This is a genomic window from Methylobacterium mesophilicum, from assembly GCF_022179445.1.
GTDB classification, from domain to species: domain Bacteria; phylum Pseudomonadota; class Alphaproteobacteria; order Rhizobiales; family Beijerinckiaceae; genus Methylobacterium; species Methylobacterium mesophilicum.
On record NZ_BPQU01000007.1, the window covers coordinates 166024 to 186668 of the forward strand.

At 69.1% G+C, this 20645-nt stretch carries 25 protein-coding genes; 14 read left to right on the top strand and 11 right to left on the bottom strand.

From position 1 onward, the window contains the following. Window positions 1-50: 50 nt before the first annotated feature. From MFF40_RS10425 to MFF40_RS10440, 4 genes are all read left to right on the top strand, one after another. Window positions 51-836, top strand: coding sequence for a lysophospholipid acyltransferase family protein (locus MFF40_RS10425; protein ID WP_238260308.1), 786 nt, complete (start codon window positions 51-53; stop codon window positions 834-836). Between the two features lie 149 nt (window positions 837-985). Continuing rightward, complete coding sequence (locus tag MFF40_RS10430; protein WP_147853722.1) at window positions 986-1432, top strand: hypothetical protein; 447 nt, start codon at window positions 986-988, stop codon at window positions 1430-1432. 152 nt (window positions 1433-1584) lie between these two features. Beyond that, a complete protein-coding gene (locus MFF40_RS10435) occupies window positions 1585-2694 on the top strand; it encodes a DUF2125 domain-containing protein (protein ID WP_238260309.1) in 1110 nt (369 codons plus the stop codon). Window positions 2695-2724: 30 nt separating this feature from the next. Further along, window positions 2725-3372 (top strand): phosphoribosylanthranilate isomerase, encoded by a 648-nt coding sequence (locus tag MFF40_RS10440; RefSeq protein WP_238260332.1) that lies wholly within the window; start codon window positions 2725-2727, stop codon window positions 3370-3372. A 10-nt stretch (window positions 3373-3382) separates the two neighbouring features. Here the strand turns inward: MFF40_RS10440 and MFF40_RS10445 are convergent, their stop codons facing one another. The 7 genes from MFF40_RS10445 to MFF40_RS10475 all read right to left on the bottom strand — a co-directional run bounded on the left by MFF40_RS10445 (window position 3383) and on the right by MFF40_RS10475 (window position 9121). Then, window positions 3383-3754, bottom strand: coding sequence for a LapA family protein (locus tag MFF40_RS10445; protein WP_147898454.1), 372 nt, complete (start codon window positions 3752-3754; stop codon window positions 3383-3385). Window positions 3755-3773: 19 nt separating this feature from the next. Next, window positions 3774-4085, bottom strand: a complete 312-nt coding sequence (locus MFF40_RS10450) for an integration host factor subunit beta (RefSeq protein ID WP_091785957.1) — start codon at window positions 4083-4085, stop codon at window positions 3774-3776. Between the two features lie 59 nt (window positions 4086-4144). Continuing rightward, window positions 4145-5107, bottom strand: coding sequence for a signal peptide peptidase SppA (gene sppA / locus MFF40_RS10455; RefSeq protein WP_238260310.1), 963 nt, complete (start codon window positions 5105-5107; stop codon window positions 4145-4147). Window positions 5108-5371: 264 nt separating this feature from the next. Continuing rightward, a complete protein-coding gene (locus MFF40_RS10460; RefSeq protein ID WP_238260311.1) occupies window positions 5372-5797 on the bottom strand; it encodes a type II toxin-antitoxin system VapC family toxin in 426 nt (141 codons plus the stop codon). After that, entirely contained in the window at window positions 5794-6051 is a 258-nt protein-coding gene (locus tag MFF40_RS10465) for a FitA-like ribbon-helix-helix domain-containing protein (protein ID WP_238260312.1), read from the bottom strand. The genes MFF40_RS10460 and MFF40_RS10465 overlap by 4 nt, the downstream gene beginning before the upstream one ends. Window positions 6052-6270: 219 nt before the next feature. After that, on the bottom strand, window positions 6271-7983 hold the full coding sequence (gene rpsA / locus MFF40_RS10470; RefSeq protein WP_238260313.1) for a 30S ribosomal protein S1: 1713 nt from the start codon (window positions 7981-7983) through the stop codon (window positions 6271-6273). A 289-nt stretch (window positions 7984-8272) separates the two neighbouring features. Then, a complete protein-coding gene (locus tag MFF40_RS10475) occupies window positions 8273-9121 on the bottom strand; it encodes a transglutaminase-like domain-containing protein (protein ID WP_147898447.1) in 849 nt (282 codons plus the stop codon). Between the two features lie 321 nt (window positions 9122-9442). Here MFF40_RS10475 and serA point away from each other — a divergent pair, with 321 nt between their 5' ends. Continuing rightward, window positions 9443-10693, top strand: a complete 1251-nt coding sequence (serA, locus tag MFF40_RS10480; RefSeq protein ID WP_147898446.1) for a phosphoglycerate dehydrogenase — start codon at window positions 9443-9445, stop codon at window positions 10691-10693. Between the two features lie 137 nt (window positions 10694-10830). Further along, window positions 10831-11307, top strand: coding sequence for a hypothetical protein (locus MFF40_RS10485; RefSeq protein ID WP_238260314.1), 477 nt, complete (start codon window positions 10831-10833; stop codon window positions 11305-11307). 31 nt (window positions 11308-11338) lie between these two features. On the opposite strand, the gene MFF40_RS10490 is transcribed toward MFF40_RS10485, so the two are convergent. Then, window positions 11339-11485: a hypothetical protein gene (locus MFF40_RS10490; protein ID WP_187277645.1), complete on the bottom strand. Its 147-nt coding sequence runs from the start codon at window positions 11483-11485 to the stop codon at window positions 11339-11341. A 324-nt stretch (window positions 11486-11809) separates the two neighbouring features. On the opposite strand from MFF40_RS10490, the gene MFF40_RS10495 reads away from it, so the two are divergent. Further along, the gene (locus MFF40_RS10495; RefSeq protein ID WP_007559916.1) at window positions 11810-12025 is read left to right on the top strand and encodes a hypothetical protein; all 216 of its coding nucleotides are present in this window, start codon (window positions 11810-11812) and stop codon (window positions 12023-12025) included. Window positions 12026-12152: 127 nt separating this feature from the next. On the opposite strand, the gene MFF40_RS10500 is transcribed toward MFF40_RS10495, so the two are convergent. The 3 genes from MFF40_RS10500 to MFF40_RS10510 form a co-directional block, all read right to left on the bottom strand. After that, window positions 12153-12485: a hypothetical protein gene (locus MFF40_RS10500; RefSeq protein ID WP_238260315.1), complete on the bottom strand. Its 333-nt coding sequence runs from the start codon at window positions 12483-12485 to the stop codon at window positions 12153-12155. A 434-nt stretch (window positions 12486-12919) separates the two neighbouring features. Beyond that, complete coding sequence (locus MFF40_RS10505) at window positions 12920-13498, bottom strand: NADPH-dependent FMN reductase (protein ID WP_147853713.1); 579 nt, start codon at window positions 13496-13498, stop codon at window positions 12920-12922. A gap of 192 nt (window positions 13499-13690) precedes the next feature. Further along, window positions 13691-14281: a cell wall anchor protein gene (locus tag MFF40_RS10510; RefSeq protein ID WP_238260316.1), complete on the bottom strand. Its 591-nt coding sequence runs from the start codon at window positions 14279-14281 to the stop codon at window positions 13691-13693. A gap of 645 nt (window positions 14282-14926) precedes the next feature. Between MFF40_RS10510 and MFF40_RS10515 the strand changes: the two genes are divergently transcribed. The 7 genes from MFF40_RS10515 to MFF40_RS10545 all read left to right on the top strand — a co-directional run bounded on the left by MFF40_RS10515 (window position 14927) and on the right by MFF40_RS10545 (window position 20611). Then, window positions 14927-15094, top strand: coding sequence for a hypothetical protein (locus MFF40_RS10515; protein ID WP_187278166.1), 168 nt, complete (start codon window positions 14927-14929; stop codon window positions 15092-15094). A 12-nt stretch (window positions 15095-15106) separates the two neighbouring features. Next, entirely contained in the window at window positions 15107-15208 is a 102-nt protein-coding gene (locus MFF40_RS10520; protein ID WP_238260318.1) for a K(+)-transporting ATPase subunit F, read from the top strand. 22 nt (window positions 15209-15230) lie between these two features. Next, on the top strand, window positions 15231-16946 hold the full coding sequence (gene kdpA / locus MFF40_RS10525) for a potassium-transporting ATPase subunit KdpA (RefSeq protein ID WP_238260319.1): 1716 nt from the start codon (window positions 15231-15233) through the stop codon (window positions 16944-16946). A 1-nt stretch (window position 16947) separates the two neighbouring features. Then, window positions 16948-17151 carry a hypothetical protein gene (locus MFF40_RS10530; protein WP_238260320.1) on the top strand — a complete coding sequence of 68 codons (204 nt, stop codon included), beginning with the start codon at window positions 16948-16950 and terminating at the stop codon, window positions 17149-17151. Window positions 17152-17206: 55 nt separating this feature from the next. Continuing rightward, window positions 17207-19297: a potassium-transporting ATPase subunit KdpB gene (gene kdpB, locus MFF40_RS10535; protein WP_238260321.1), complete on the top strand. Its 2091-nt coding sequence runs from the start codon at window positions 17207-17209 to the stop codon at window positions 19295-19297. A 22-nt stretch (window positions 19298-19319) separates the two neighbouring features. Further along, window positions 19320-19925: a K(+)-transporting ATPase subunit C gene (locus MFF40_RS10540; RefSeq protein ID WP_147856389.1), complete on the top strand. Its 606-nt coding sequence runs from the start codon at window positions 19320-19322 to the stop codon at window positions 19923-19925. A 302-nt stretch (window positions 19926-20227) separates the two neighbouring features. Beyond that, window positions 20228-20611, top strand: coding sequence for a nuclear transport factor 2 family protein (locus MFF40_RS10545; RefSeq protein WP_147856388.1), 384 nt, complete (start codon window positions 20228-20230; stop codon window positions 20609-20611). Window positions 20612-20645 lie beyond the last annotated feature (34 nt).

Sequence of the window (20645 nt, forward strand, 5' to 3'; positions counted from 1 at the left end):
CCGCTGACGCCTCTGCGCGCTAGAGGAGGACCGCCACGAAGCGGATTCCGATGCTCGCCCTGCGCTCACTTGCCTTCAACGTCTGCTTCTACGCCATGACGACGCTTCTGGCGTTCGGCGGCCTGCCCACGCTGGTCTCCCGCCGCGCGGTATTACGGCTGGCCCGCCTCTGGGGCCGGCTGACGCTGTGGCTGCTGCGCGTGGTCGCCGGCATGAAGGTCGAGTTCCGCGGGCTCGAGAACATCCCGGAGGGGCCGCTTCTGATCGCGGCCAAGCACCAGTCGGCCCTGGAGACGCTGGCGCTCTGCACCGTGTTCCCCGAATTCGCCTACATCCTGAAGCGTGAGTTGCTGCTGATCCCGCTGATCGGCTGGTACCTGTCCCGCAGCGGCATGGTGGCGATCGACCGCTCCAAGGGCGCCCGGGCCATGAGCCTGATGAATGCGGCTGCCGCCACGGCGATCCAGGAGGGCCGCCAGCTCATCATCTTCCCCGAAGGCACCCGCCGTGCGGTCGGAGCACCGCCGGCCTACAAGCAGGGCCTGTCGCACCTCTACACGGCTCTGAAGGTGCCGTGCGTGCCCGTGGCGTTGAACACGGGTCGGTTCTGGTCTCGCAACAGCCTTATCCGCCGGCCCGGAACCGCCGTGATCCACTTCCTCGAACCCATTCCGCCGGGCATGGGCCGCCCGGAGTTCCAGGCCCTCGCCCAGGAACGGCTGGAGACCGCCTCGAACGCCCTTCTGGAGCCGGGCCCTGCGGGATCGACCGTAGGAGCGGAGCAGCCCGCCTCCACCGCGGCCGGACACACGGCGGCGACGGCCCAGAGGCACTGACGATTCCGGCCTGAACAGACTGGCTCGACGGCTCCGAGCCGGCGCTGAGCCGACGCGCGTCGCTTGTGGATAACCGGGCCCGATACCACATTCCTCCTCAGGAACGTTGTGCTTGACGCCTGTGGATATCGCGCGGTAGGTTGGAACAAATGGCGAACAGAAGAGCCCTGTCCTGGTCGGCCGCGCTACGCGACCTGAAGGACGATCGCACGCGGAGACAGGATGTGCGTGAAGAACGCCTCAAGACCACCGCGGGCTTGCGCGGCACGCCGGCCCTCCCGCTCTCGGCTTGGCGCGGGCATTCCGGTCGTCGCTACGTCGTCGGGGTCCATCCGGCCGGCGGCTTCGACCTCGACGAGATGGCGGAGGCGGTCGTGATCGCGGTGCGGCGCGACGATACCGGCATCGCCGAGATGGTCTCGGTGGCGACCTCCAACGAGAGCCCGCGCGACCACCTCCGGAGAACCTGGCTCGACCGGGTTCGGAGGAGCGGCGCCACCGAGCTGCACGTGCATCGCCTCGCCGAGGGGGAAGCCGAGCGGGCGGCGATCGTCAGCGACCTGCGGTTCGACACGATCGAGCCGGCCCAAGTCTGAGGCGAGATCCGCTTCGGAAGCGGCGTTCCCCGCCGTGGATCGGCGGCCGACCGGTCGATCGATGTCGGCGCTGCCCCAGTTTTGCCCCGTGCATGGCTTCAAGGCGGAGTCTGCGAGCCCTCTGATCGGGGCGGGGACGGGAAACAGGACGCATGACGCAGGATCGGACGCGGCCAGACGGCGCGGCGCAGGCTTCCCTGGCACGAACCGCTCGACGGTTCCGGCTTGGGTTGTTCCTGCCTTACGTCCTGCTCGCACTGATCGTCATCGCGTGGTCGGCTGGGTGGTTCTGGCTCCGGGGACGCGCGGCGACCGAGATCGACGGCTGGATGGCCCGCGAGGCGGCGGCAGGGCGTACCTGGACCTGCGCCGACCGTTCCCTCACCGGTTACCCGTTCCGGATCGAGCTGCGCTGCAACGCGGTCACGTTGGAGCGGTCCGACGGCCGCTTCCGCCTCGGTCCATCGACCGCGGTGGCTCAGGTCTACCAGCCCCGCCTGGTCCTGTTCGAGAGCGCCGGGCCGTTCCATGTCGAGCAGGGGGCGCTGACCGGTGATGCCGCCTGGAGCAAGCTCCAGGGGAGCGTCCACGGAGCGTCGGAGGGCTTCACCCGTGCCTCGCTCGTGGTGGACAACCCGAACGTCACGGTTTCCGGCGCCGATCCCGGACCGATCGCGGTGTCGGGTCAGCACCTCGAAATGCATGCGCGGCCGACCCCCGGCCGCTTCGAGTCCGAAGGCGCGGTCGACGTAAGCCTGCGGCTCGCCCAGGCCGCCGTTCCGCAGCTCGACGCGCTCACCGGCAACCCCGCCCCCGCCGACCTGTCGCTCGATGCGACGCTGACCCAGGCGACGATCCTGCGCACCGGGCCGGTGCCGCGGGAACTCGAGCGCTGGCGCCAGGCCGGCGGCACCCTCGACCTGACGGCGCTTTCGCTGGCCAAGGGTGCCCAGCGCGTCCAGGCGAAGGGCACGCTCGCCCTCGACGACGCGCACCGGCCCGTCGGACAGCTCGACCTGCGGGCCGCCGGCGTCGATGCCCTGGTGGGCAGCGTGGTGGGCCAGCGCTTCGGTTCGGAGAAGGGCGCGCTGGTCGGCCAACTCGTGGGCGGCCTCCTGGGCCTGGGCCGGCGGCCCGAGCTGGGGGAGTCGCAGGGCGATTCAGCGCCGCTCAAGGCCCTGCCGCCGTTGAAGCTCGTCAACGGGCGGGTGGTGTTCAGCGGGTTCCCGATCCCGAACCTCTACCTGCCGACCCTGTACTAGATCGGCTATACCCCTCCCATGTCCGCTCCGATGTCACCGGCCCGCGTCAAGATCTGCGGGCTCAGCACGCCCGCTACGCTTGAAGCGGCGCTGAAGGCTGGCGCGGATTGGATCGGACTCGTCCACTTTCTTCGAAGTCCCCGCCACGTAGACTTCGAACAGGCTTCGCGGTTATCGGCGCAAGCCCGCGGCCGGGCCGACCGCGTCATCCTTCTCGTCGATCCGGACGACGCCCTGGTGCGGGCTGCGATCGGGGCCGTCGATCCGGATCTGATCCAGTTGCATGGACGCGAAAGCCCGGACCGGGTGGCGGCGATCCGGGCGCTCGCCGGCCGGCCGGTGATGAAGGCGATCGGCGTCGCGACCCGGGCCGACCTGGCGCCGATCGCGGCCTATGCCGGGGTGGCGGACCGGATCCTGCTGGATGCCAAGCCGGCGCCCGACGCCGCGCTCCCCGGGGGCAATGGCCACCGGTTCGACTGGACGATTCTGGAAGGCGCCGAACTGCCGGACGGGACCATGCTGTCCGGGGGACTGGATTCCGGCACTGTCCGGGACGCGCTGGCCCGGACCGGCCTCGGCGCCGTGGACGTGTCGTCGGGCGTCGAATCGGCCCCCGGTCTCAAGGATCCGGCTAAGATCGCGGCCTTCGTAGCCGCGGCTCGGTCCGCCCGCTGAACGCTTCCGCTCAGCGCGGCGCAGGCAGGGCAGTGCGGCCGGTATTGGGGACCGTGTAGGCGCCGCCCTGCGTCTCGCTGTCCGGGGCGTAGGCCCGCAGCCGGCTCGCCTCGCGCTCGTACCGGGTCGCCTCGCGGCGATGGTAGCGGACGTTCGCCCGGGTCTTGCCCTGGCCGAGCCACGTGAAGACGCCGCCGACCACGATGCCCAATGCCACGGCGCCGAACAGGATCGCGTAGAGCGGAAGGTTCACGCTGAAGACGGGCGCCTCCGCGTTGAACGGGTCGAACGAGAGCGGCACCGGTGCCCGGTTTGCGACCGCCAGCAGGATCACCAGGGCGGCGATCGGCAGCAGCACGAGGCTCTTCAGGAAACGGATCATCGCGCTCACAGACCTCTTCCTACTCGGCGGCCGACGCACTCTCGCCGATGCCGGCGGCGTTGAGACGCTGGCGCATCTCCTTCCCGGTCTTGAACACGGGAATCGCCTTCTCGGACACGGCAACGGCTGCGCCCGTGCGCGGGTTGCGTCCCCGCCGCGCTTCTCGACGTTTGACCGAGAAGGCGCCGAAGCCGCGCAGCTCCACCCGGTCGCCCCGGGCCAGCGCATCCGAGATGGTGTCGAGGATCGCGTTGACCAGGATCTCGACGTCGCGCTGGTAGAGATGCGGGTTCTGCTCGGCGATCTTGAGGACGAGCTCCGACTTGATCATGGCGTCTGGTCTTCTCGGGGGATCGGGGCGGGCGACTGGACTTCTTCGTCCGGCGGCGCTCAGGGCTCCGGGCGCCACAGGACCAGAAGGCCGCCGCCGGCGGTCTCGGCCTGGGCGCCGACGGCGCGGAGCCGCCCCGCGAGCCCTTCGAGGCCGAGCAGGTCCGCGCCGACCCCGGCAGCCGACCAAAGGGAGAAGTCGCTCTCCTTGCTGGGCTTCCAATCCTTGATCGGCAGGTCCTTCGGGACGCCCTTGTCGTTCTCGAGCCAGACGACGGCCTGACGCTCGCCGCCCAACTCGTCCACCAGCTTCAGGGGCACGCTCTGGCGCCCGCTGAAGACCCGCCCGTCCGAGACCACGGCGAGCTGGCCGGGGTCCATGCCCCGGCGCTCGGCGACCAGGCCCTTGAACCAGGCGTAGGTGTCGCCGACCACGGCGGCCAGGGCGGCGCGCGCCTCCGGGGTGGTCGGCGTGAAGCCCGACGGCTCGGCCTTGAGCGGCGAAGATTTCACCGACTCGACCTTGACCCCGACCTTGTCGAGCAGGCCCGAGAGGTCTGGATACTGGAACAGGACGCCGATGGAGCCGACCAGGCTAGTCTCGCGCGCCACGATGTGGTCGGCCGCGATGGCGGTGATGTAGGCGCCGGAGGCGGCGGTGCCGTCCACGAAGGCGACCAGCGGCTTCTTGGCGGCGAGCGCGCGCAGGTTGCGGAAGATCTCCTCCGAACCCGTGGTGGTGCCGCCCGGGGAGTTGATCGAGACGATCACGCCCTTCACGGCGTCGGACTCGCCGACCCGCTTCATCAGCTTGGCGGTCGACTCGCTGCCGGCGATGAAGCCCGAGACCGAGATGCGGGCGATCTGCGGGCGGACCGCGAAGGCGCCGTCGGGGCCGGTCCGGACCCGGTAGCCCAGGGCGCCCACCGCCACGATCAGGCCGCCGATCCCGAGCACCCGCCACAGGGACAATCTGCGGCGCAGGCGCCGACGGTCGATCAGCAGTTCGGCGTCGGCTGCCATGCGGTCGCTTCCCTTCGCCTCCCCGGATCGGCCCCGTGACGGGGTGCGGGGGCGAGGCCCCGCGCCGGGCAAGTCCTTGGTTTCCTTTGCCTCGCGCGGCCGGAGCCGCCCGAGGCCGGTGTTCTAGAGCATTTTCCGCGGACCTGGATATGGGCCGCGCGAAGAAAATGCGGTGGCACCCCGCGGACCCTCAAGCCGGGCCGTCGGGCGATTGAGCAAACCGTCCGGGCATGACGCGTCTTGCAAAGTGTCGGCGCCTTCGCCTCACGGCATCTCATTCCAAGGATCGATGACGGTCAGGCCGGCCGCCTCGAACGGACCGATGTCGCGGGTCGCGACCATCATGCCGTGCGCGGCGGCGGTGGCAGCGATGTAGCCGTCCGCCCGGCCAATGGCTCTGCCGGCCGCCCGCGCCCGCGCCATCAGGTCCGCATAGGCCTGGGAGGCGCCCAGATCGAACGACAGGATCCGCCCCGCGACGGCGGGCAGGACCTCGCGTTCCAGACGCTCCTGATTGATCCGGCGCCGCTTTCCGTCCGGCATCGTCGCCGAGCCGAAACGCAGCGCAGCCACGGTGATCGTGGACAGGTAGAGCGTTTCGACCATGTGTGCATCGAACCAGGCGACCACCTTTGGATCCGGCTCGGCCGTCCAGGGCTCGGATATCACGTCGGTGTCGAGGACGATCATTCGAAGCGCGTCGGCTCGGCCGGTGTCCGATCGCGCAACGCTTGAGGGTGCTCCACTTCGGCTTCGGTCATCCCGCCGGCGTCGCGCGCGAAGGACGCCAGCAGTGACCCGAGCTTCAGGCGGCCCTCGGGCTTAGCGGCCTGTTCGAGGATGCTGAGGATTTTAGCCTCGGTGCTGCGATTGTGCAAAGCGGCCCGCGCGCGCAGGGCGCGATGCACTGCATCGGGAACATTGCGGATCGTGATGGACGGCATTGACCCAACCCCCGAAGCCGGACGGCAAGGATTGCATTCCATCATCCTGCAATCACGTCGTGCGATCCAGAGGGCTCGGAGCCATGCCGATGAGCTGGACGATGACTTCGCCGCCACAAACGGCATGAAAAAGCCCGCGCGGGACGGGTGTCCCGCGCGGGCTTTTTCGTTGATCCGAAGCCGCCGCCCGGCTGAGCCGGGCGGCGAAACCGTCGGGTCTCACTCGTCGTCGGTGCGGGCCTTCTTGAAGGCCGCGCCGAGGATGTCGCCCAGCGAGGCGCCGGAATCGGCGGAGCCGAACTGGGCCATCGCCTCCTTCTCCTCGGCCACTTCCAGAGCCTTGATCGAGACCTGGACGCGGTGGGCCTTGCGATCGAACTGCACGACCCGGGCATCGAACTTCTCGCCGGCGGCGAAACGCTCGGGGCGCTGGTCGCCGCGGTCGCGGGCCAGTTCGGCGCGGCGGACGAAAGTGGTCATGTCGGTGTCGATGATCTTCACCTCGACGCCCGAATCCTTCACCTCGACGACTTCGCAGGTGACGATCTGACCCTTCTTGATCTCGCCGGCTTCGGCGAAGGGGTCACCGCCGAGCTGCTTCACGCCCAGCGAGATCCGCTCCTTCTCGACGTCGACGTCGAGAACCTGGGCGCGGACCATGTCGCCCTTCTTGAACTCCTCGATGACCTGCTCGCCGGGACGGTTCCAGTCGAGATCCGACAGGTGGACCATGCCGTCGACATCGCCCTCGAGGCCGATGAACAGGCCGAACTCGGTCTTGTTCTTGACCTCGCCCTCGACCTCGGAGCCGACCGGGTGCTTCTCGGAGAAGGCCTCCCAGGGGTTCTGCAGGGTCTGCTTGAGGCCGAGCGAGATGCGGCGCTTGACCGGATCGACTTCCAGGATCTGAACCTCGACCTCCTGGGAGGTGGAGACGATCTTGCCCGGATGGACGTTCTTCTTGGTCCAGCTCATCTCGGAGACGTGGATCAGGCCCTCGATCCCCGGCTCCAGCTCCACGAAGGCGCCGTAATCGGTGATGTTGGTCACGCGGCCCTTGAGCTTGGCGCCCTCCGGGTAGCGGGCGGCGATGCCCTCCCACGGATCGGCGAGCAGCTGCTTGATGCCGAGCGAGATGCGGTGCGTCTCGTGGTTGATCTTGATGATCTTGACCTTGACCGTCTGGCCGATGGTGACGACCTCGGACGGGTGGTTCACGCGGCGCCACGCCATGTCGGTGACGTGCAGCAGGCCGTCGATGCCGCCGAGATCGACGAAGGCGCCGTACTCGGTGATGTTCTTGACGACGCCGTCGATGACCTGACCCTCTTCGAGGTTGGCCACCAGCTCCGAGCGCTGCTCGGCGCGGCTCTCTTCGAGCACGGTGCGGCGCGACACGACGATGTTGCCGCGGCGGCGATCCATCTTGAGGATCTGGAACGGCTGCGGGGTGCCGAGCAGCGGGGTGACGTCGCGGACCGGACGGATGTCGACTTGCGAGCGCGGCAGGAACGCCACGGCGCCGTCGAGGTCGACGGTGTAGCCGCCCTTGACCTGGTTGAAGATCGTGCCGGTGACGCGGTCGTTGTTCTCGAACGACTTCTCGAGCTTGACCCAGCTCTCCTCGCGGCGCGCCTTGTCGCGCGAGATCACGGCTTCGCCGAGCGCGTTCTCGATCCGGTCGACGTAGACCTCGACCTCGTCGCCGACCTTCAGCTCGCCTTCCCGGCCGGGGCCGGTGAATTCCTTGAGTGCGACACGGCCTTCCGTCTTGGCGCCGATGTCGATGACGGCCACGTCCTTCTCGATCGCGACGACGCGACCCTTGACGACGGACCCTTCGGTGATCTCGTGCTCGAGGAAGCTCTCCTCGAGGAGGGCGGCGAAATCATCGCGGCTCGGGCCACGCCCCAGAGCGGTACCTGCGGTCATTCTCTCTCCTGAACGGCCCCCATCGGAGGCCCTTTGCGTCGGCGGCTCGCGTTGCACGCACCCCCGGTTCGCCGCGGCCCCTCCCGAAACCCTGAGGGAGAGGCGGCCGGTCCCGCGGGATCCGGCTTGCCGACGCGTCGATACGGATGACGAGGGCGATCCAGCCGGCGACGCGGCGGGCGCTCGGAAAATGAGCGCGCGCGAGCGGAATCCGGGAGGACGCGCGCTCCATACAGCATCGGCTTAACGACTTCAACCGAGCGGGATTTCCCGCTCGGGGCCGCTCCGGTCAGGCCGCCTGCGCCAGCATCGCCCGGGTCTCCTCGACGTCGTCGGTATGGACGTCGAACCGAACCAGATAGGCCGTCCCGAAACTGGTGGTCAGCGCGCAGTCGGTGGCGTCGCGGCCCCGGGCCATCACGATCCGGGCGATCCGCGGCTGGTTGTGCCGGGCGTCGAACGTGTACCAGCGGCCGCCCTCGGGGCCTTCGAGATAGACCTCGAACCACGCCGAGAAATCCATCGGCGCCGGGTCCTTCGGGACGCCGATGTCGCCGAGGTAGCCGGTGGCGTAGCGGGCCGGGATGTTCATGCACCGGCACAGGGCGATCGCCAGATGGGCGAAGTCCCGGCAGACGCCGACCTGTTGCGTGTAGCCGTCGAAGGCCGTGCGTGTGGCGTCGGCCTGCTGGTAGTCGAACCGCAGGCGCGCGTGGGCGAAGTCGACGATCGCCTGGACCCGCGCCCAGCCCTCCGGCGTGGAGCCGAACAGCGACCACGCGATGCCCGACAGCTTGTCGGTGTCGCAGTAGCGCGAGCCGAGCAGGTACATCAGCACGTCGTCCGGCAGGTCCTGCACGGGGATCTGCCGGGCCTCGGGCGCCCGGGTATCGGCCAATCCGGTGTCCGCGATGGTGAAGTCGGCCGCCATGGTGATCCGCCCACCGGGGGCGACGATGCGGGTGCAGACATTGCCGAAGGCGTCCACGTGCTGCCGCGCGGCAACCGGTGGATCGAAGGTGATCACCTCCGGCGTAACGAGGTCGCCTCGCCGCTCCGGTCGTACGTTCAGGAGCAGGTTCATCGGCGTCGGGCCGAAGGTGTCGAACGCGATGGTGAAGCCGGTGCGGACGTGCATAGCGAAAAACCGTGGACGAAGCCGACGCGGGGCCGAGCTGTAGGGCGGAGCATGCAATATTGGGACTTATAATACTCCAGGTTGTCAGTGGTTCCGTTCGCTTGACTGTTGTCGTCCATCGACAGTGCTCGAATATGCGGCACGCGATGCCGCCCACCCGGGTGGTCCGCGCCGGATGCACATCCGCGGTGCAGACCTGCCGTGCCCGGCACCATGTTGCATCGCACAGGGCAGGACCGTAACGCTGCGCGCGATTCAGATCTGCGGATCGGCCCCGGCGCTGCGGCGCGCGACCGTCCCGCCGCCGGACGAACGACGCCTATGACGCTCGACAAGCTATCCCTGCCCAAGGACAAGATCCGAATCCTGCTGCTCGAAGGCATCAACGACAGCGCCGTCGCGCTGATGCAGGCGGCCGGCTACACCAACCTCACCCGGCTGCCGAAGGCGCTGGACCGCGAGGCTCTGCACCAGGCGCTCCAGGGCGTGCACATGGTGGGCATCCGCTCGCGCACGCAGCTCGACGGGGCGGCCTTCGAGGCCGCGGACCGGCTGCTGGCGGTGGGCTGCTTCTCGGTGGGGACCAACCAGGTCGACCTGGAGGCCGCGCGCCATCGCGGCATCCCGGTGTTCAACGCGCCGTTCTCCAACACCCGCTCGGTGGCGGAGCTGACGATCGGCGAGATCGTGATGCTGCTACGCCGGATCGTGCCGCGCTCGGTCGGCGCCCATGCCGGCCGCTGGGACAAGTCGGCGGCGGGCTCCCTGGAGGTGCGCGGCAAGACGCTGGGCATCGTCGGCTACGGCAATATCGGCACCCAGCTCTCGACGCTCGCCGAGGCCATGGGGATGCGGGTGCTGTTCTACGACCACACCGACAAGCTGCGCCACGGCAACACCGAGCCGACCAAGACCCTGCACGACCTGCTCGGCCAGTGCGACGTGGTCTCGCTCCACGTGCCCGAGACGGAGGCGACCGCCAACATGATCGGCGCGGCCGAGATCCGGGCGATGAAGCCGGGCGCCTTCCTGATCAACAACGCCCGCGGCACCGTGGTCGATTTGGACGCCCTGGCGGCGTCCCTGCGCGACGGCCATCTCAAGGGTGCGGCCATCGACGTGTTCCCGGTGGAGCCCGGCTCCAATGCGGAAGCCTTCGAGAGCCCGCTCCAGGGCATCGAGAACGTGATCCTCACGCCCCATATCGGCGGCTCGACCGAGGAGGCTCAAGAGCGCATCGGCGCCGAGGTCGCCCGCAAGCTCATCGACTATTCCGATATCGGTTCGACGGTGGGGGCGGTGAACTTCCCGCAGGTCCAGCTTCCGGCCCGTCCGACCGGTACCCGCTTCATCCACGTCCAGCGCAACCTGCCGGGCATGCTCGGGCGCCTGAACGACGTGTTCTCCCGCAGCCACGTGAACATCGCGGCGCAGTTCTACCAGACCGACGGCGAGGTCGGTTACGTGGTGCTGGAGACCGACGCCACCAACGCCGACGCCGAGACGCTGCTCACCGAGATTCGCGCCATCCCGGGCACGATCCGGGCGCGCCTGCTCTACGAGCGCCGCTGAACCCAAGCCGATTTCGCCCCGGCCGCATCGAACGCGGCGGCTGTTGCCGCGTTCGCCTTGCGCGGCGATGCCGGGCGTTGTTCAAGTCACCGCCGGCCGCGTTGCTGATGGATCGGCCGATCGGCGGAGGATGTGCGGTGACGAAGCGTATTGGATGCGGATTGGCCGGCGTCGCGCTCGGTCTGGTCGGGATGGTGCTGACCGTCTCCGATGCGTCCGCGGATTGCCTGCGCCGGATCTACAACCGCTCGACCTACGTGCTGGTCGCCCGCCAGGACGGCGGACCGCCCGCGACCCTGCTGCCGGGCCGGTCGCTGCCGGTGCGGCTGTCGCGGCCCGGCCAGATCGCGATCTCGGCGTATTGCGGGCTTCCGGAGGCCGGGGGCAGCCCGGTCACCCAGGCGACCTTCGATTACGAGGCCGTGCTCGACCGCTGCTTCGTCCGGTTCGGCAGTGACGAGTTCTTCGCGACGCAGCTCGGCCGGGGCTTCTTCGGGACGCAGGAGACCGCCCCCTTCACGGTCAACAACCCGCAGCAAGGCGATATCGTCCTCGGCCCCTCGGCGTTGCCCGCCTGCACGGTGCCGCGCGTGGTGCTGGACCGGCGCGGCTGAGGCCGCGACCGGCTCCCGCCGTGTCGATGCGTCAGAGGTAGTGCCGGAACACGACCCGCCGGTCCTCGGCGGCGCCGGGCGGCGGAGCCGGGGTCAGGAACGGGCTGGCGAGCCGCAGAGCGATCAGGCTGAGCCCTGCGAGCGCCGGGGCGACGTATCGGAGCGGGCGAGCGAACATGGGCGCCTCCGTCGCGACGTTGACGACTCAGGCAGAGACCTGAGTGCAGCCCTGACGCGTCCCAGAAGCATCGCACCCAACCGCCCGATCCGGCGTGCCGAAGCGCACATGCGGCATCTCCGACCGGCACACGATCATCGGCGTGCTCGGCCGCTTCCCGGGCGCGACGCTCGTCCCCGCGGTTACGGTCATCCGTTTGCGTCGGCGGCATCGCTGGCGCGTATCGCGGTGCCCTCCTATGGTAGCCCCATGCGGGGGCTTCGCCGCGCGCGCCGCGACGATGCTCCCCTGCGCCGAACCAACAGCGTGAACGAGGACGCGCGTATGCTGACCCAGACTGGCAACACGATCCTGCGTGGGGATCTCGGCGTCGAGGAGACCATCGAATCCGACAACATCGTCCGGTGGGATGGCGAGCGGCTCTACGTCGAGCAGGACGTGTTCCACAACGGCCAGCTCGTTCACCGCAAGTACCGCCGCACCGTGTCCGAGCCCGTGGCTCACGCGCTCTGGGCGATCATCAACCGCGCCAAGCAGTGATCGTCCGCCGGTAAGTCGAGCGCCGCGGGCGCGAGCGATCCAGGGCGGGCGCGCCGCACTACAACGCCCGTCCTCTCCGACATCCAGCCGCGGGCGGGCGTCCCGAGCGGTGTTTGCGCGGTTCTGCTTACGCCGCGACCGCGTTCAGGGGGGCGGCTGCGGAGAGCACGTCCGTCCGACGGGTGTCCAGGCGGCTATGGGCGTTGTCGAAGGCACTCCGCACCGTCGCGCTGGCATCCTCGACAGCGACCAGCACGGCCAGCTTCTGGGCGCTGGCACGATCCGCGAGGCTGCGGGCCGCCGAGAGCAGCGACTGTTCCAGGCTCTGGAATTCGGCCGTCGCCTCTTTTCCAGCCTCGCGGGTAACCGCCGCCAGACGGTCGAGCGCCGCCTCGAGGGCATGACGCAGGACAAGCGTTCGCACGCGCTCCTGAAGGAGCGCCCTCTCGTCGAGTTTCATTGGGCCGGGTCCGCGACTGGGAACGGAAAGAAGATCTCACACTTCCCCGGACCGCGCAGCCACCTTTTTGCAACAGCGCAATACAGTTCCTCATTTCAAGATTCGATCAGTGCGGGACGCGATCGCTTCAGCGCGGACGTATAGACTATAGATTGAAAGATATTCTCGTCATGAAAGACAGAAAATCCAGCTTTCGCGAAGGGTTCTGCCTTCAGATCTTTGGGTGATAGGCGCATTCGCCCCGCGAAAGGTCAATGTGAACGCGTGCCGATGGCATCGTCGCCCGGCCTGTTCGGTCCGCCTCCCGGTTCGATGCGAGCCTGCAGAGATGACCGGTTCGCGGCCGGAGCAGGCAGCCTCTGTTCGGGCCGGATCCTCAGACTTGCCCAGGTGGAAAGACCTTCGTCGACGGCTGAGGACTGCGCGATGAAGGTTCAGTAAGGGGTCCCGCGCAGACGCCGCTCGTGCAGGGCCTCGGCATACCACGCCAGTTCGTCGAGGAACCGACCGGCCGCCTTCTCGATCCAGTCATCCGCCGGCGTGCCATCCTCGCCGAGCACCTTCTGCAGGCGCGGGATCGGCAGCAACGACGGAATGCTCGGCATGCCCAACTCGGCGAGCATCGCGCGGAGCGGCATCGCAGCGCGGACCCCGCCGAACTGGCCGGCCGAATAGCAACAGATCGCCGATGGCCGCCAGTAATACTCTTCGAGGAAGTGGTCGAGAGTGTTCGAAAGAGCCGGCGGAACACCGTGATTGTACTCGGCCGAAACCACCAGGAAGGCGTCCGCCTGGCGATACAGTGTCGCGAGACGCTCCAACGGCTCCGGGGCGGTGCCGGCCGGATATTCCTTGTACATCCGGTCGAGCAGCGGGAGCTTGAGTTCGGCGGGGTCGATCAGCGGGGCGTTGTGGCCGCGCGCTTCGAGCCTGGCGATCAGGAACCGAGCCGCCCGGATGCCGATGCGGTCGGTTCGGACGCTGCCGAGGATGACGGGAACGGTGAGGGGCATGGCGATCTCCGGGACGGCCGACGATGCCCGAAACCTAGTTCATCGTCCCGGATGCCGCATCCCCGCTGCCGCCAAGCCGTATCGAACCTCCCGGAAAGGCGTATTGGCGAGCCGCCGCTTCGGGGCGGTGCTTGCGTCGCCTTCGGCCTGCGATCCCGGCCTGGTCCGTCGCGGAGGGTGAAGTGCGTCCGATCAGGTCTTCGATGAGGTCGAGAGGGCGGAGGCCGCGAGGCCGACCGGCCCGGCTGCGGTATAGGCGGCGATCGCCTTCGTAACCTGCTGCAGCAGGGCCTGCAGGCCGTCCTGGATCCCGCCGGACGCGTCGGTCTCGCCCGTCGCCGGACCGGACGTCGCCGCGACCGCGGTGCTGCCGGACGCCACGGAGTCGGAGCCTTCGGGGCCGGCCATGCGGGCATGATGGCCGTGATGGGCACGGGCCGGCGCGGCATTGCCCTGGGTCTGGCCGTCATCCGAACCGTCGGTGGATGCTTCGGTGATGCTTTGCGCGGAGGTGGGGGCCGCGAAGCCGCCCTGCGCGCTGATCTGGCTGAAGTCGGACTGCACCTTCAGCAGCGATGCCATCAGGTCGTTCGACAGCGCCGGGCTGGACGCTTTGCTGCCGGAGGAGGTCGTGGCCGCCGCGCCGGCCGACGGGCTCGCGCCGTCGCTCGCCACCGCGAACGCGTTCGCGTCGGTCTGCTGCGCCGACGCACCGCGCGTCTGCCGCAGGGCACTGATGAGATCCCGCTGGAGGCTGCTGCTCGTGACCGAACCGACCGACATGATACGTCCTCGCGAAAGTCCTTTTTCGGGACGATGCACGCTGCGGTCCAGAATTTTGCCTGTGATTCCAAGGGCCAAGGCGGGCGGTGGGCCGGCAGGATCGGCCACACGGCAGATTTTGCCGGCTCGGGGGCAGTGGCTTGGCCCGGGCGGACGGCCAAGCGCGCGTTCCCTACCCTTTGTAAAATCGGGGCTGCACGGAACGCGGGTCGGATACTTCTCGGCCCGAAGAGAAGTCGCTCCGAGGTAGGCACAGGCCCTCCCTCCCCCCTCTGCGGGCTAACGGATTCACACGTCTTTCCGGAACACTAAGGTTCTGGAAGAAAGGCGCGTTTTCCCCTCCCCGCAAGGGGGGAGGAGAGCGCGTCTCGGCCAGGGATGTGTGAATACCGTAGGTCGCCAGGGGAGGAGCGCGCGGCGCGCCTCGCCGAAGACGATGTGTGCATACGCCAGCCCGCAAAGGGGGGAGTGAGACGCGCTTGGGGTGAGCCTTCGCCCTTATCCGGCAGCGTTGTGTGAACCCGATGGCCCGCACGGGAGAGCGGGCCCGCCGCGGCCTGCGGGCCCGATGAAAGCACGGCCCTACCCCGCCGATCCTCATGCGATCCTTATAAGATCGCCCGCCTCTCCATCTCGAACCCTAACGTGGTTCCCGCCCACAATCCGGGTCGGACGGGATCGGTCGCGGCATGGCCGCCGGCCGCCCGCAGAACCGAAACGGACCCCGTCATGCTCGACCTCATCTTCATCGCCGCGGGACTGGCCTTCTTCGCCCTGGGCGAAGGCTATGCCGTCCTCTGCGACCGCCTCTGACGAGGCGCGTCCATGACCTTAGCCATGACCCTCGACCTGACCCTCGGCGCGCTCGTGACCCTCGGGCTGCTCGGTTACCTCACCTACGCCCTCGTCCGCCCCGAGCGGTTCTGAGCGGCACGGACGGACCCCTCCCATGACCCTCAACGGCTGGATGCAGATCGCGCTCTACTGCGCGGTCGTGTTGGCGCTCGTGAAGCCCCTCGGGCTCTACATGACGCGCGTCTTCAACGGGGAGCGTACGCTCCTGTCGCCGATCGTGGCTCCGGTGGAGCGCGCCTTCTACCGCGTCGCCGGCATCGACGCGCGGCAGGAGCAGCACTGGCTCGCCTATGCGGGCGGGGTGATCCTGTTCCACCTGCTCGGATTCGCGGTGCTGTACGCGATCCTGCGGCTGCAGGCGTTCCTGCCGCTCAACCCGGCCGAGCAGACCGCCGTGGCGCCGGACCTCGCCTTCAACACGGCCACGAGCTTCGTCACCAACACCAACTGGCAGGCCTACGGGGGCGAGACGACGCTCTCGTACCTGGCCCAGATGCTCGGGCTCACGCACCAGAACTTCCTGTCGGCGGCCACCGGCATCGCGGTCGCTGTGGCGCTGATCCGCGGCTTCGCCCGCGCCTCCACCGGCACCATCGGGTCGTTCTGGGTCGACGTCACCCGGGCGACACTCTACGTGCTCGTGCCGCTCTGCATCCCCTACGCGCTGTTCCTGGTCTGGCAGGGCGTCCCGCAGACGCTCGGCGCCTCGGTCGACGCGACCACGCTGGAAGGGGCAAGGCAGACCATCGCGATCGGCCCGGTGGCGAGCCAGGTCGCGATCAAGATGCTCGGCACCAACGGCGGCGGCTTCTTCAACGCCAACGCCGCGCACCCGTTCGAGAACCCGACCGCGCTGTCGAACTTCGTCCAGATGGTGTCGATCTTCGCGATCGGGGCCGCCCTGACCAACGTGTTCGGCCGCATGGTCGGGGACGAGCGCCAGGGCTGGGCGATCCTCGGCGCGATGGGGATCCTGTTCCTGGCCGGCGTCCTCGTCACCTACTGGGCGGAGGCGCAGGGCAGCTCCGTACTCAACGGCTTCGGCCTCGCGGGCGGGAACCTCGAAGGCAAGGAGGTCCGCTTCGGCATCGTGGCCTCGGCGCTGTTCGCGGTGGTGACCACGGCCGCATCCTGCGGCGCGGTCAACGCCATGCACGACAGCTTCACGGCGCTCGGCGGCATGATCCCGCTCATCAACATGCAACTCGGTGAGGTCGTCATCGGCGGCGTCGGGGCCGGCCTCTACGGCATGCTGGTCTTCGTCATCGTGGCGATCTTCGTGGCCGGCCTGATGGTCGGGCGCACCCCCGAATACCTCGGCAAGAAGATCGAGGCGCGGGAGGTCAAGATGGCGATGCTCGGCATCCTGTGCCTGCCGCTGATGATGCTCGGCGGCACCGCGCTGGCGACCGTGCTGCCGGCGGGCCTCGCCGGGCCGGCCAATGCCGGGCCGCACGGCTTCACCGAGATCCTCTACGCCTACACCTCGGCGGCGGCCAACAACGGCTCGGCCTTCGGCGGGCTCACGGCCAACACGCTGTTCTACAACAGCACCCTGGGCCTCGCGATGCTGGTCGGCCGGTTCTTCGTGAAGATCCCGGTGCTCGCCATCGCGGGCTCGCTCGCCGCCAAGAAGACGCTGCCGGCCTCGGCGGGCACCTTCCCGACCCATGGCGGGCTGTTCATCGGGCTGCTGGTCGGCGTGATCCTGATCGTCGGCGGGCTGACCTTCTTCCCGTCCCTGGCGCTGGGCCCGGTGGTCGAGCACCTGGCCGGTTCGGCCGGCCAGACCTTCGCGAGCGGAGGCTGAGATGCCGCGCACGCTCCCGACCCGGCGGATGCCGCGCCATCACCTCCTGCTGCACCGGGCACCCCCGCCCCCGCCCCGGCACCGGGCCGGTGCGCCGCCGCCGCGGACCTCCGACCTCGTCCTGGCGCTGCTCGGCGTGCTCCTGCTCGCCGCCTTCGCCCTGATGGCCGCCCACGCGCTGACCGTCGGCACCCCCGCCCCCTGACGCATCCCGAGGCCCGCGCGACGGGCCTCCCCGCCCCGCTTCGGACACCCGATCCATGTCCCGCCAGACCGCATCCCTGTTCAGCCCTGCACTCGTCGGACCCGCCCTCGTCGGCTCCGTGAAAAAACTCGATCCGCGCGCCATGATCCGCAACCCGGTCATGTTCGTGGTCGAGGTCGTGGCCGCACTGACCACCGTTCTGTTCGTCCGCGACGTCGCCACCGGCGCCGGCGACCTGCTGTTCTCCGGCCAGATCATCCTGTGGCTGTGGTTCACCCTGGTCTTCGCCAACTTCGCCGAGGCCCTGGCCGAGGGGCGTGGCAAGGCCCAGGCCGACAGCCTGCGGCGCACCCGCACCGAGACGATGGCCAAGCGCCTCACCGGTCCGGGCGGTCGCTACGAGACCGTCCCGGGGACCAGCCTCCGGGTCGGCGACGTGGTGCTGGTCGAGGCCGGCGACCTGATCCCCTCCGACGGCGAGGTGATCCAGGGCGTCGCCTCGGTCAACGAGGCGGCGATCACAGGCGAATCCGCTCCGGTCATCCGCGAATCCGGCGGCGACCGCTCGGCCGTGACCGGCGGCACGCAGGTGCTCTCCGACGAGATCCGGGTGCGGATCACCGCGGCCGCCGGCTCGACCTTCGTCGACCGGATGATCGCCCTGGTCGAGGGCGCCTCGCGGCAGAAGACCCCCAACGAGATCGCCCTGAACATCCTGCTCGCCGGGCTCACCCTCGTGTTCGTGTTCGCGGTGGCCTCGATCCCGAGCTTCGCGTCCTATGCCGGCGGCGCGATCCCGCTGATCGTCCTGGTCGCGCTGTTCGTCACCCTGATCCCGACCACGATTGGCGCCCTGCTCTCGGCGATCGGCATCGCCGGCATGGACCGGCTGGTGCGCTTCAACGTGCTCGCCCTGTCGGGCCGCGCCGTCGAGGCGGCGGGCGACGTCGACACCCTGCTGCTGGACAAGACCGGCACGATCACGCTCGGCAACCGCCAGGCGACCGCGTTCCGGCCGGTGGCCGGCGTCACCGAGCAGGATCTGGCGGACGCGGCCCAGCTCGCCTCGCTGGCCGACGAGACCCCGGAGGGCCGCTCGATCGTGGTGCTCGCCAAGGAGGCCTACGGGATCCGCGCCCGCGACATGGCCGGCCTCAGCGCCAGCTTCGTGCCGTTCACCGCGCAGTCCCGCATGAGCGGCGTCGATCTCGACGGAATCTCCATCCGCAAGGGCGCGGTCGAGGCGGTGATCGCCTCGGTCTCGGCGCAGCCGATGGCGAGCCGGGGCTCGAACGCGGCGCTCGCCTACCAGCCGGAGGCGGAGCCCGACTCCGTCGCCGAGATCCGCGCCATCGCCGAGGAGATCGCCAAGGCCGGCGGCACGCCGCTGGCGGTGGCCCGGGACGGCCGGCTGCTCGGTGTCGTCTACCTGAAGGACATCGTGAAGGGCGGAATCCGCGAGCGCTTCGCCGAGCTGCGCCGGATGGGCATCCGCACGGTGATGATCACCGGCGACAACCCGATGACCGCCGCCGCCATCGCCGCGGAGGCCGGCGTGGACGACTTCCTCGCCCAGGCCACCCCGGAGGACAAGCTGGCGCTGATCCGCGCCGAGCAGGCCCAGGGCAAGCTCGTCGCCATGTGCGGCGACGGCACCAACGACGCCCCCGCCCTCGCCCAGGCCGATGTCGGCGTCGCCATGAACACCGGAACGGTGGCGGCCCGGGAGGCCGGCAACATGGTCGATCTCGATTCCGACCCGACCAAGCTGATCGAGATCGTCGGCATCGGCAAGCAGCTGCTGATGACCCGCGGTGCGCTGACCACCTTCTCCATCGCCAACGACGTGGCGAAGTACTTCGCGATCATCCCGGCGATGTTCCTCGGGCTCTATCCGCAGCTCCAGGCCCTCAACGTCATGGGGCTGGCCTCGCCGCAGAGCGCGATCCTGTCGGCGATCATCTTCAACGCGCTGATCATCGTGGCGCTGATCCCCCTGGCGCTCCGGGGCGTGACCTACCGGGCCGTCGGCGCCGCCGCGCTGCTGCGCCGGAACCTGCTGATCTACGGGCTCGGCGGCGTGCTGGTTCCGTTCGCCGCCATCAAGGCGATCGACCTCGCCGTCACCGCCCTGCACCTCGCCTGAACCGCCCCCTCGGAGACCCGCCATGCTCAGCCAGCTTCGCCCCGCCCTGGTCCTGCTCACCGTCCTCACGGCGATCACCGGCCTCGCCTACCCGCTCGCCGTCACCGGCCTCGCCGGCCTGATCTTCCCCGCGCGTGCCGCCGGCAGCCTGATCGAGCGCGACGGCCATGTCGTCGGCTCGGGCCTGATCGGCCAAAACTTCACCGGCGCCACCTACTTCCACGGCCGTCCCTCGGCCACGAGCGCCGCGGACCCGGCCGATCCGTCGAAGACCGTGCCGGCGCCCTACAACGCGTCCAATTCCGCGGGCTCCAACCTCGGCCCGACCAGCGCCGCGCTGGCCGAGCGGGTCAAGGGCGACCGGGACGCGCTGACGGCGGAAAATCCCGGCCGGCCTGTCCCGGTCGATCTCGTCACGGCGAGCGGCTCGGGCCTCGACCCGGATATCTCGCCCGACGCCGCCCTGTTCCAGGTGCCGCGGGTCGCCAAGGCCCGCAACCTGCCCGAGGACCGCCTGCGCCAGCTCGTCGCCGCGCAGAGCGAGGGCCGCACGCTCGGGCTGCTCGGCGAGCCACGGGTGAACGTGCTGGCGCTGAACCTTGCGCTGGATGGGTTGGGTGGGCGCTGAACGGCCATCCAGGACGCACGGCATCGTTCCGATCCATCCTCGCGGGACGATGCAGCTGCACCCGAAGGCCGGCGGCCCAACGGATCGGACGGTCGAGACAGCTCGAGAACCGGCACGTTTTGAGTCTGTTCGTAAGGCGGCTTCTTGAGCCGGCCTCAATCCAACCGCTGGACTGAACGGTATTCGCAGGCGACCCACGCTGGTATCGTGATCGATCGATGGACGGCTCAGGGGCTTCCCGCGCGGACGCTCTTGCCGGCACCGACCTGGTATCCCGCGATCGTCAGAACTCTCGAGATGTCATGAGCGACCTTGTGCAGCGAAAGGCGGACGTGATCGCCTTCTATGAGCTGATGTTCAACGATTGTCGTCCGCGGAAGGCAATCGAGCGTTACGCAGGGGCCGAGTACGTCCAGCACAATCCACATGTGGCGACCGGAAAAGACGGGTTCATCACCTATTTCGAACGCATGGCGCGGGAATGGCCTGGTAAGCGCGTCGAGATCAAGCGCGCCGTCGCCGAGGGCGAATTCGTGGTTCTTCACTGTCTCCAGCGCTGGCCCGGCGGCCACGACTACGCGACCATGGACATGTTCCGGCTCGATGCCGACGGGAAGATCGTCGAGCACTGGGACGTGCTTCAAATCCTCCCGGAGACCTCCGCCAATCCGAATGGCATGTTCTGAGGCGGCGAAACGTCCTTCCGCACCACGACCTGCA

What these genes read in the sequence shown, in the direction of transcription:
- MFF40_RS10425 (WP_238260308.1), top strand. Translation starts at nt 51, where the DNA reads ATGCTCGCCCTGCGCTCACTTGCCTTCAACGTCTGCTTCTACGCCATG.
- MFF40_RS10430 (WP_147853722.1), top strand. Translation starts at nt 986, where the DNA reads ATGGCGAACAGAAGAGCCCTGTCCTGGTCGGCCGCGCTACGCGACCTG.
- MFF40_RS10435 (WP_238260309.1), top strand. Translation starts at nt 1,585, where the DNA reads ATGACGCAGGATCGGACGCGGCCAGACGGCGCGGCGCAGGCTTCCCTG.
- MFF40_RS10440 (WP_238260332.1), top strand. Translation starts at nt 2,725, where the DNA reads ATGTCACCGGCCCGCGTCAAGATCTGCGGGCTCAGCACGCCCGCTACG.
- MFF40_RS10445 (WP_147898454.1), bottom strand. Translation starts at nt 3,754, where the DNA reads ATGATCCGTTTCCTGAAGAGCCTCGTGCTGCTGCCGATCGCCGCCCTG.
- MFF40_RS10450 (WP_091785957.1), bottom strand. Translation starts at nt 4,085, where the DNA reads ATGATCAAGTCGGAGCTCGTCCTCAAGATCGCCGAGCAGAACCCGCAT.
- sppA (WP_238260310.1), bottom strand. Translation starts at nt 5,107, where the DNA reads ATGGCAGCCGACGCCGAACTGCTGATCGACCGTCGGCGCCTGCGCCGC.
- MFF40_RS10460 (WP_238260311.1), bottom strand. Translation starts at nt 5,797, where the DNA reads ATGATCGTCCTCGACACCGACGTGATATCCGAGCCCTGGACGGCCGAG.
- MFF40_RS10465 (WP_238260312.1), bottom strand. Translation starts at nt 6,051, where the DNA reads ATGCCGTCCATCACGATCCGCAATGTTCCCGATGCAGTGCATCGCGCC.
- rpsA (WP_238260313.1), bottom strand. Translation starts at nt 7,983, where the DNA reads ATGACCGCAGGTACCGCTCTGGGGCGTGGCCCGAGCCGCGATGATTTC.
- MFF40_RS10475 (WP_147898447.1), bottom strand. Translation starts at nt 9,121, where the DNA reads ATGCACGTCCGCACCGGCTTCACCATCGCGTTCGACACCTTCGGCCCG.
- serA (WP_147898446.1), top strand. Translation starts at nt 9,443, where the DNA reads ATGACGCTCGACAAGCTATCCCTGCCCAAGGACAAGATCCGAATCCTG.
- MFF40_RS10490 (WP_187277645.1), bottom strand. Translation starts at nt 11,485, where the DNA reads ATGTTCGCTCGCCCGCTCCGATACGTCGCCCCGGCGCTCGCAGGGCTC.
- MFF40_RS10495 (WP_007559916.1), top strand. Translation starts at nt 11,810, where the DNA reads ATGCTGACCCAGACTGGCAACACGATCCTGCGTGGGGATCTCGGCGTC.
- MFF40_RS10500 (WP_238260315.1), bottom strand. Translation starts at nt 12,485, where the DNA reads ATGAAACTCGACGAGAGGGCGCTCCTTCAGGAGCGCGTGCGAACGCTT.
- MFF40_RS10505 (WP_147853713.1), bottom strand. Translation starts at nt 13,498, where the DNA reads ATGCCCCTCACCGTTCCCGTCATCCTCGGCAGCGTCCGAACCGACCGC.
- MFF40_RS10510 (WP_238260316.1), bottom strand. Translation starts at nt 14,281, where the DNA reads ATGTCGGTCGGTTCGGTCACGAGCAGCAGCCTCCAGCGGGATCTCATC.
- MFF40_RS10520 (WP_238260318.1), top strand. Translation starts at nt 15,107, where the DNA reads ATGACCTTAGCCATGACCCTCGACCTGACCCTCGGCGCGCTCGTGACC.
- kdpA (WP_238260319.1), top strand. Translation starts at nt 15,231, where the DNA reads ATGACCCTCAACGGCTGGATGCAGATCGCGCTCTACTGCGCGGTCGTG.
- MFF40_RS10530 (WP_238260320.1), top strand. Translation starts at nt 16,948, where the DNA reads ATGCCGCGCACGCTCCCGACCCGGCGGATGCCGCGCCATCACCTCCTG.
- kdpB (WP_238260321.1), top strand. Translation starts at nt 17,207, where the DNA reads ATGTCCCGCCAGACCGCATCCCTGTTCAGCCCTGCACTCGTCGGACCC.
- MFF40_RS10540 (WP_147856389.1), top strand. Translation starts at nt 19,320, where the DNA reads ATGCTCAGCCAGCTTCGCCCCGCCCTGGTCCTGCTCACCGTCCTCACG.
- MFF40_RS10545 (WP_147856388.1), top strand. Translation starts at nt 20,228, where the DNA reads ATGAGCGACCTTGTGCAGCGAAAGGCGGACGTGATCGCCTTCTATGAG.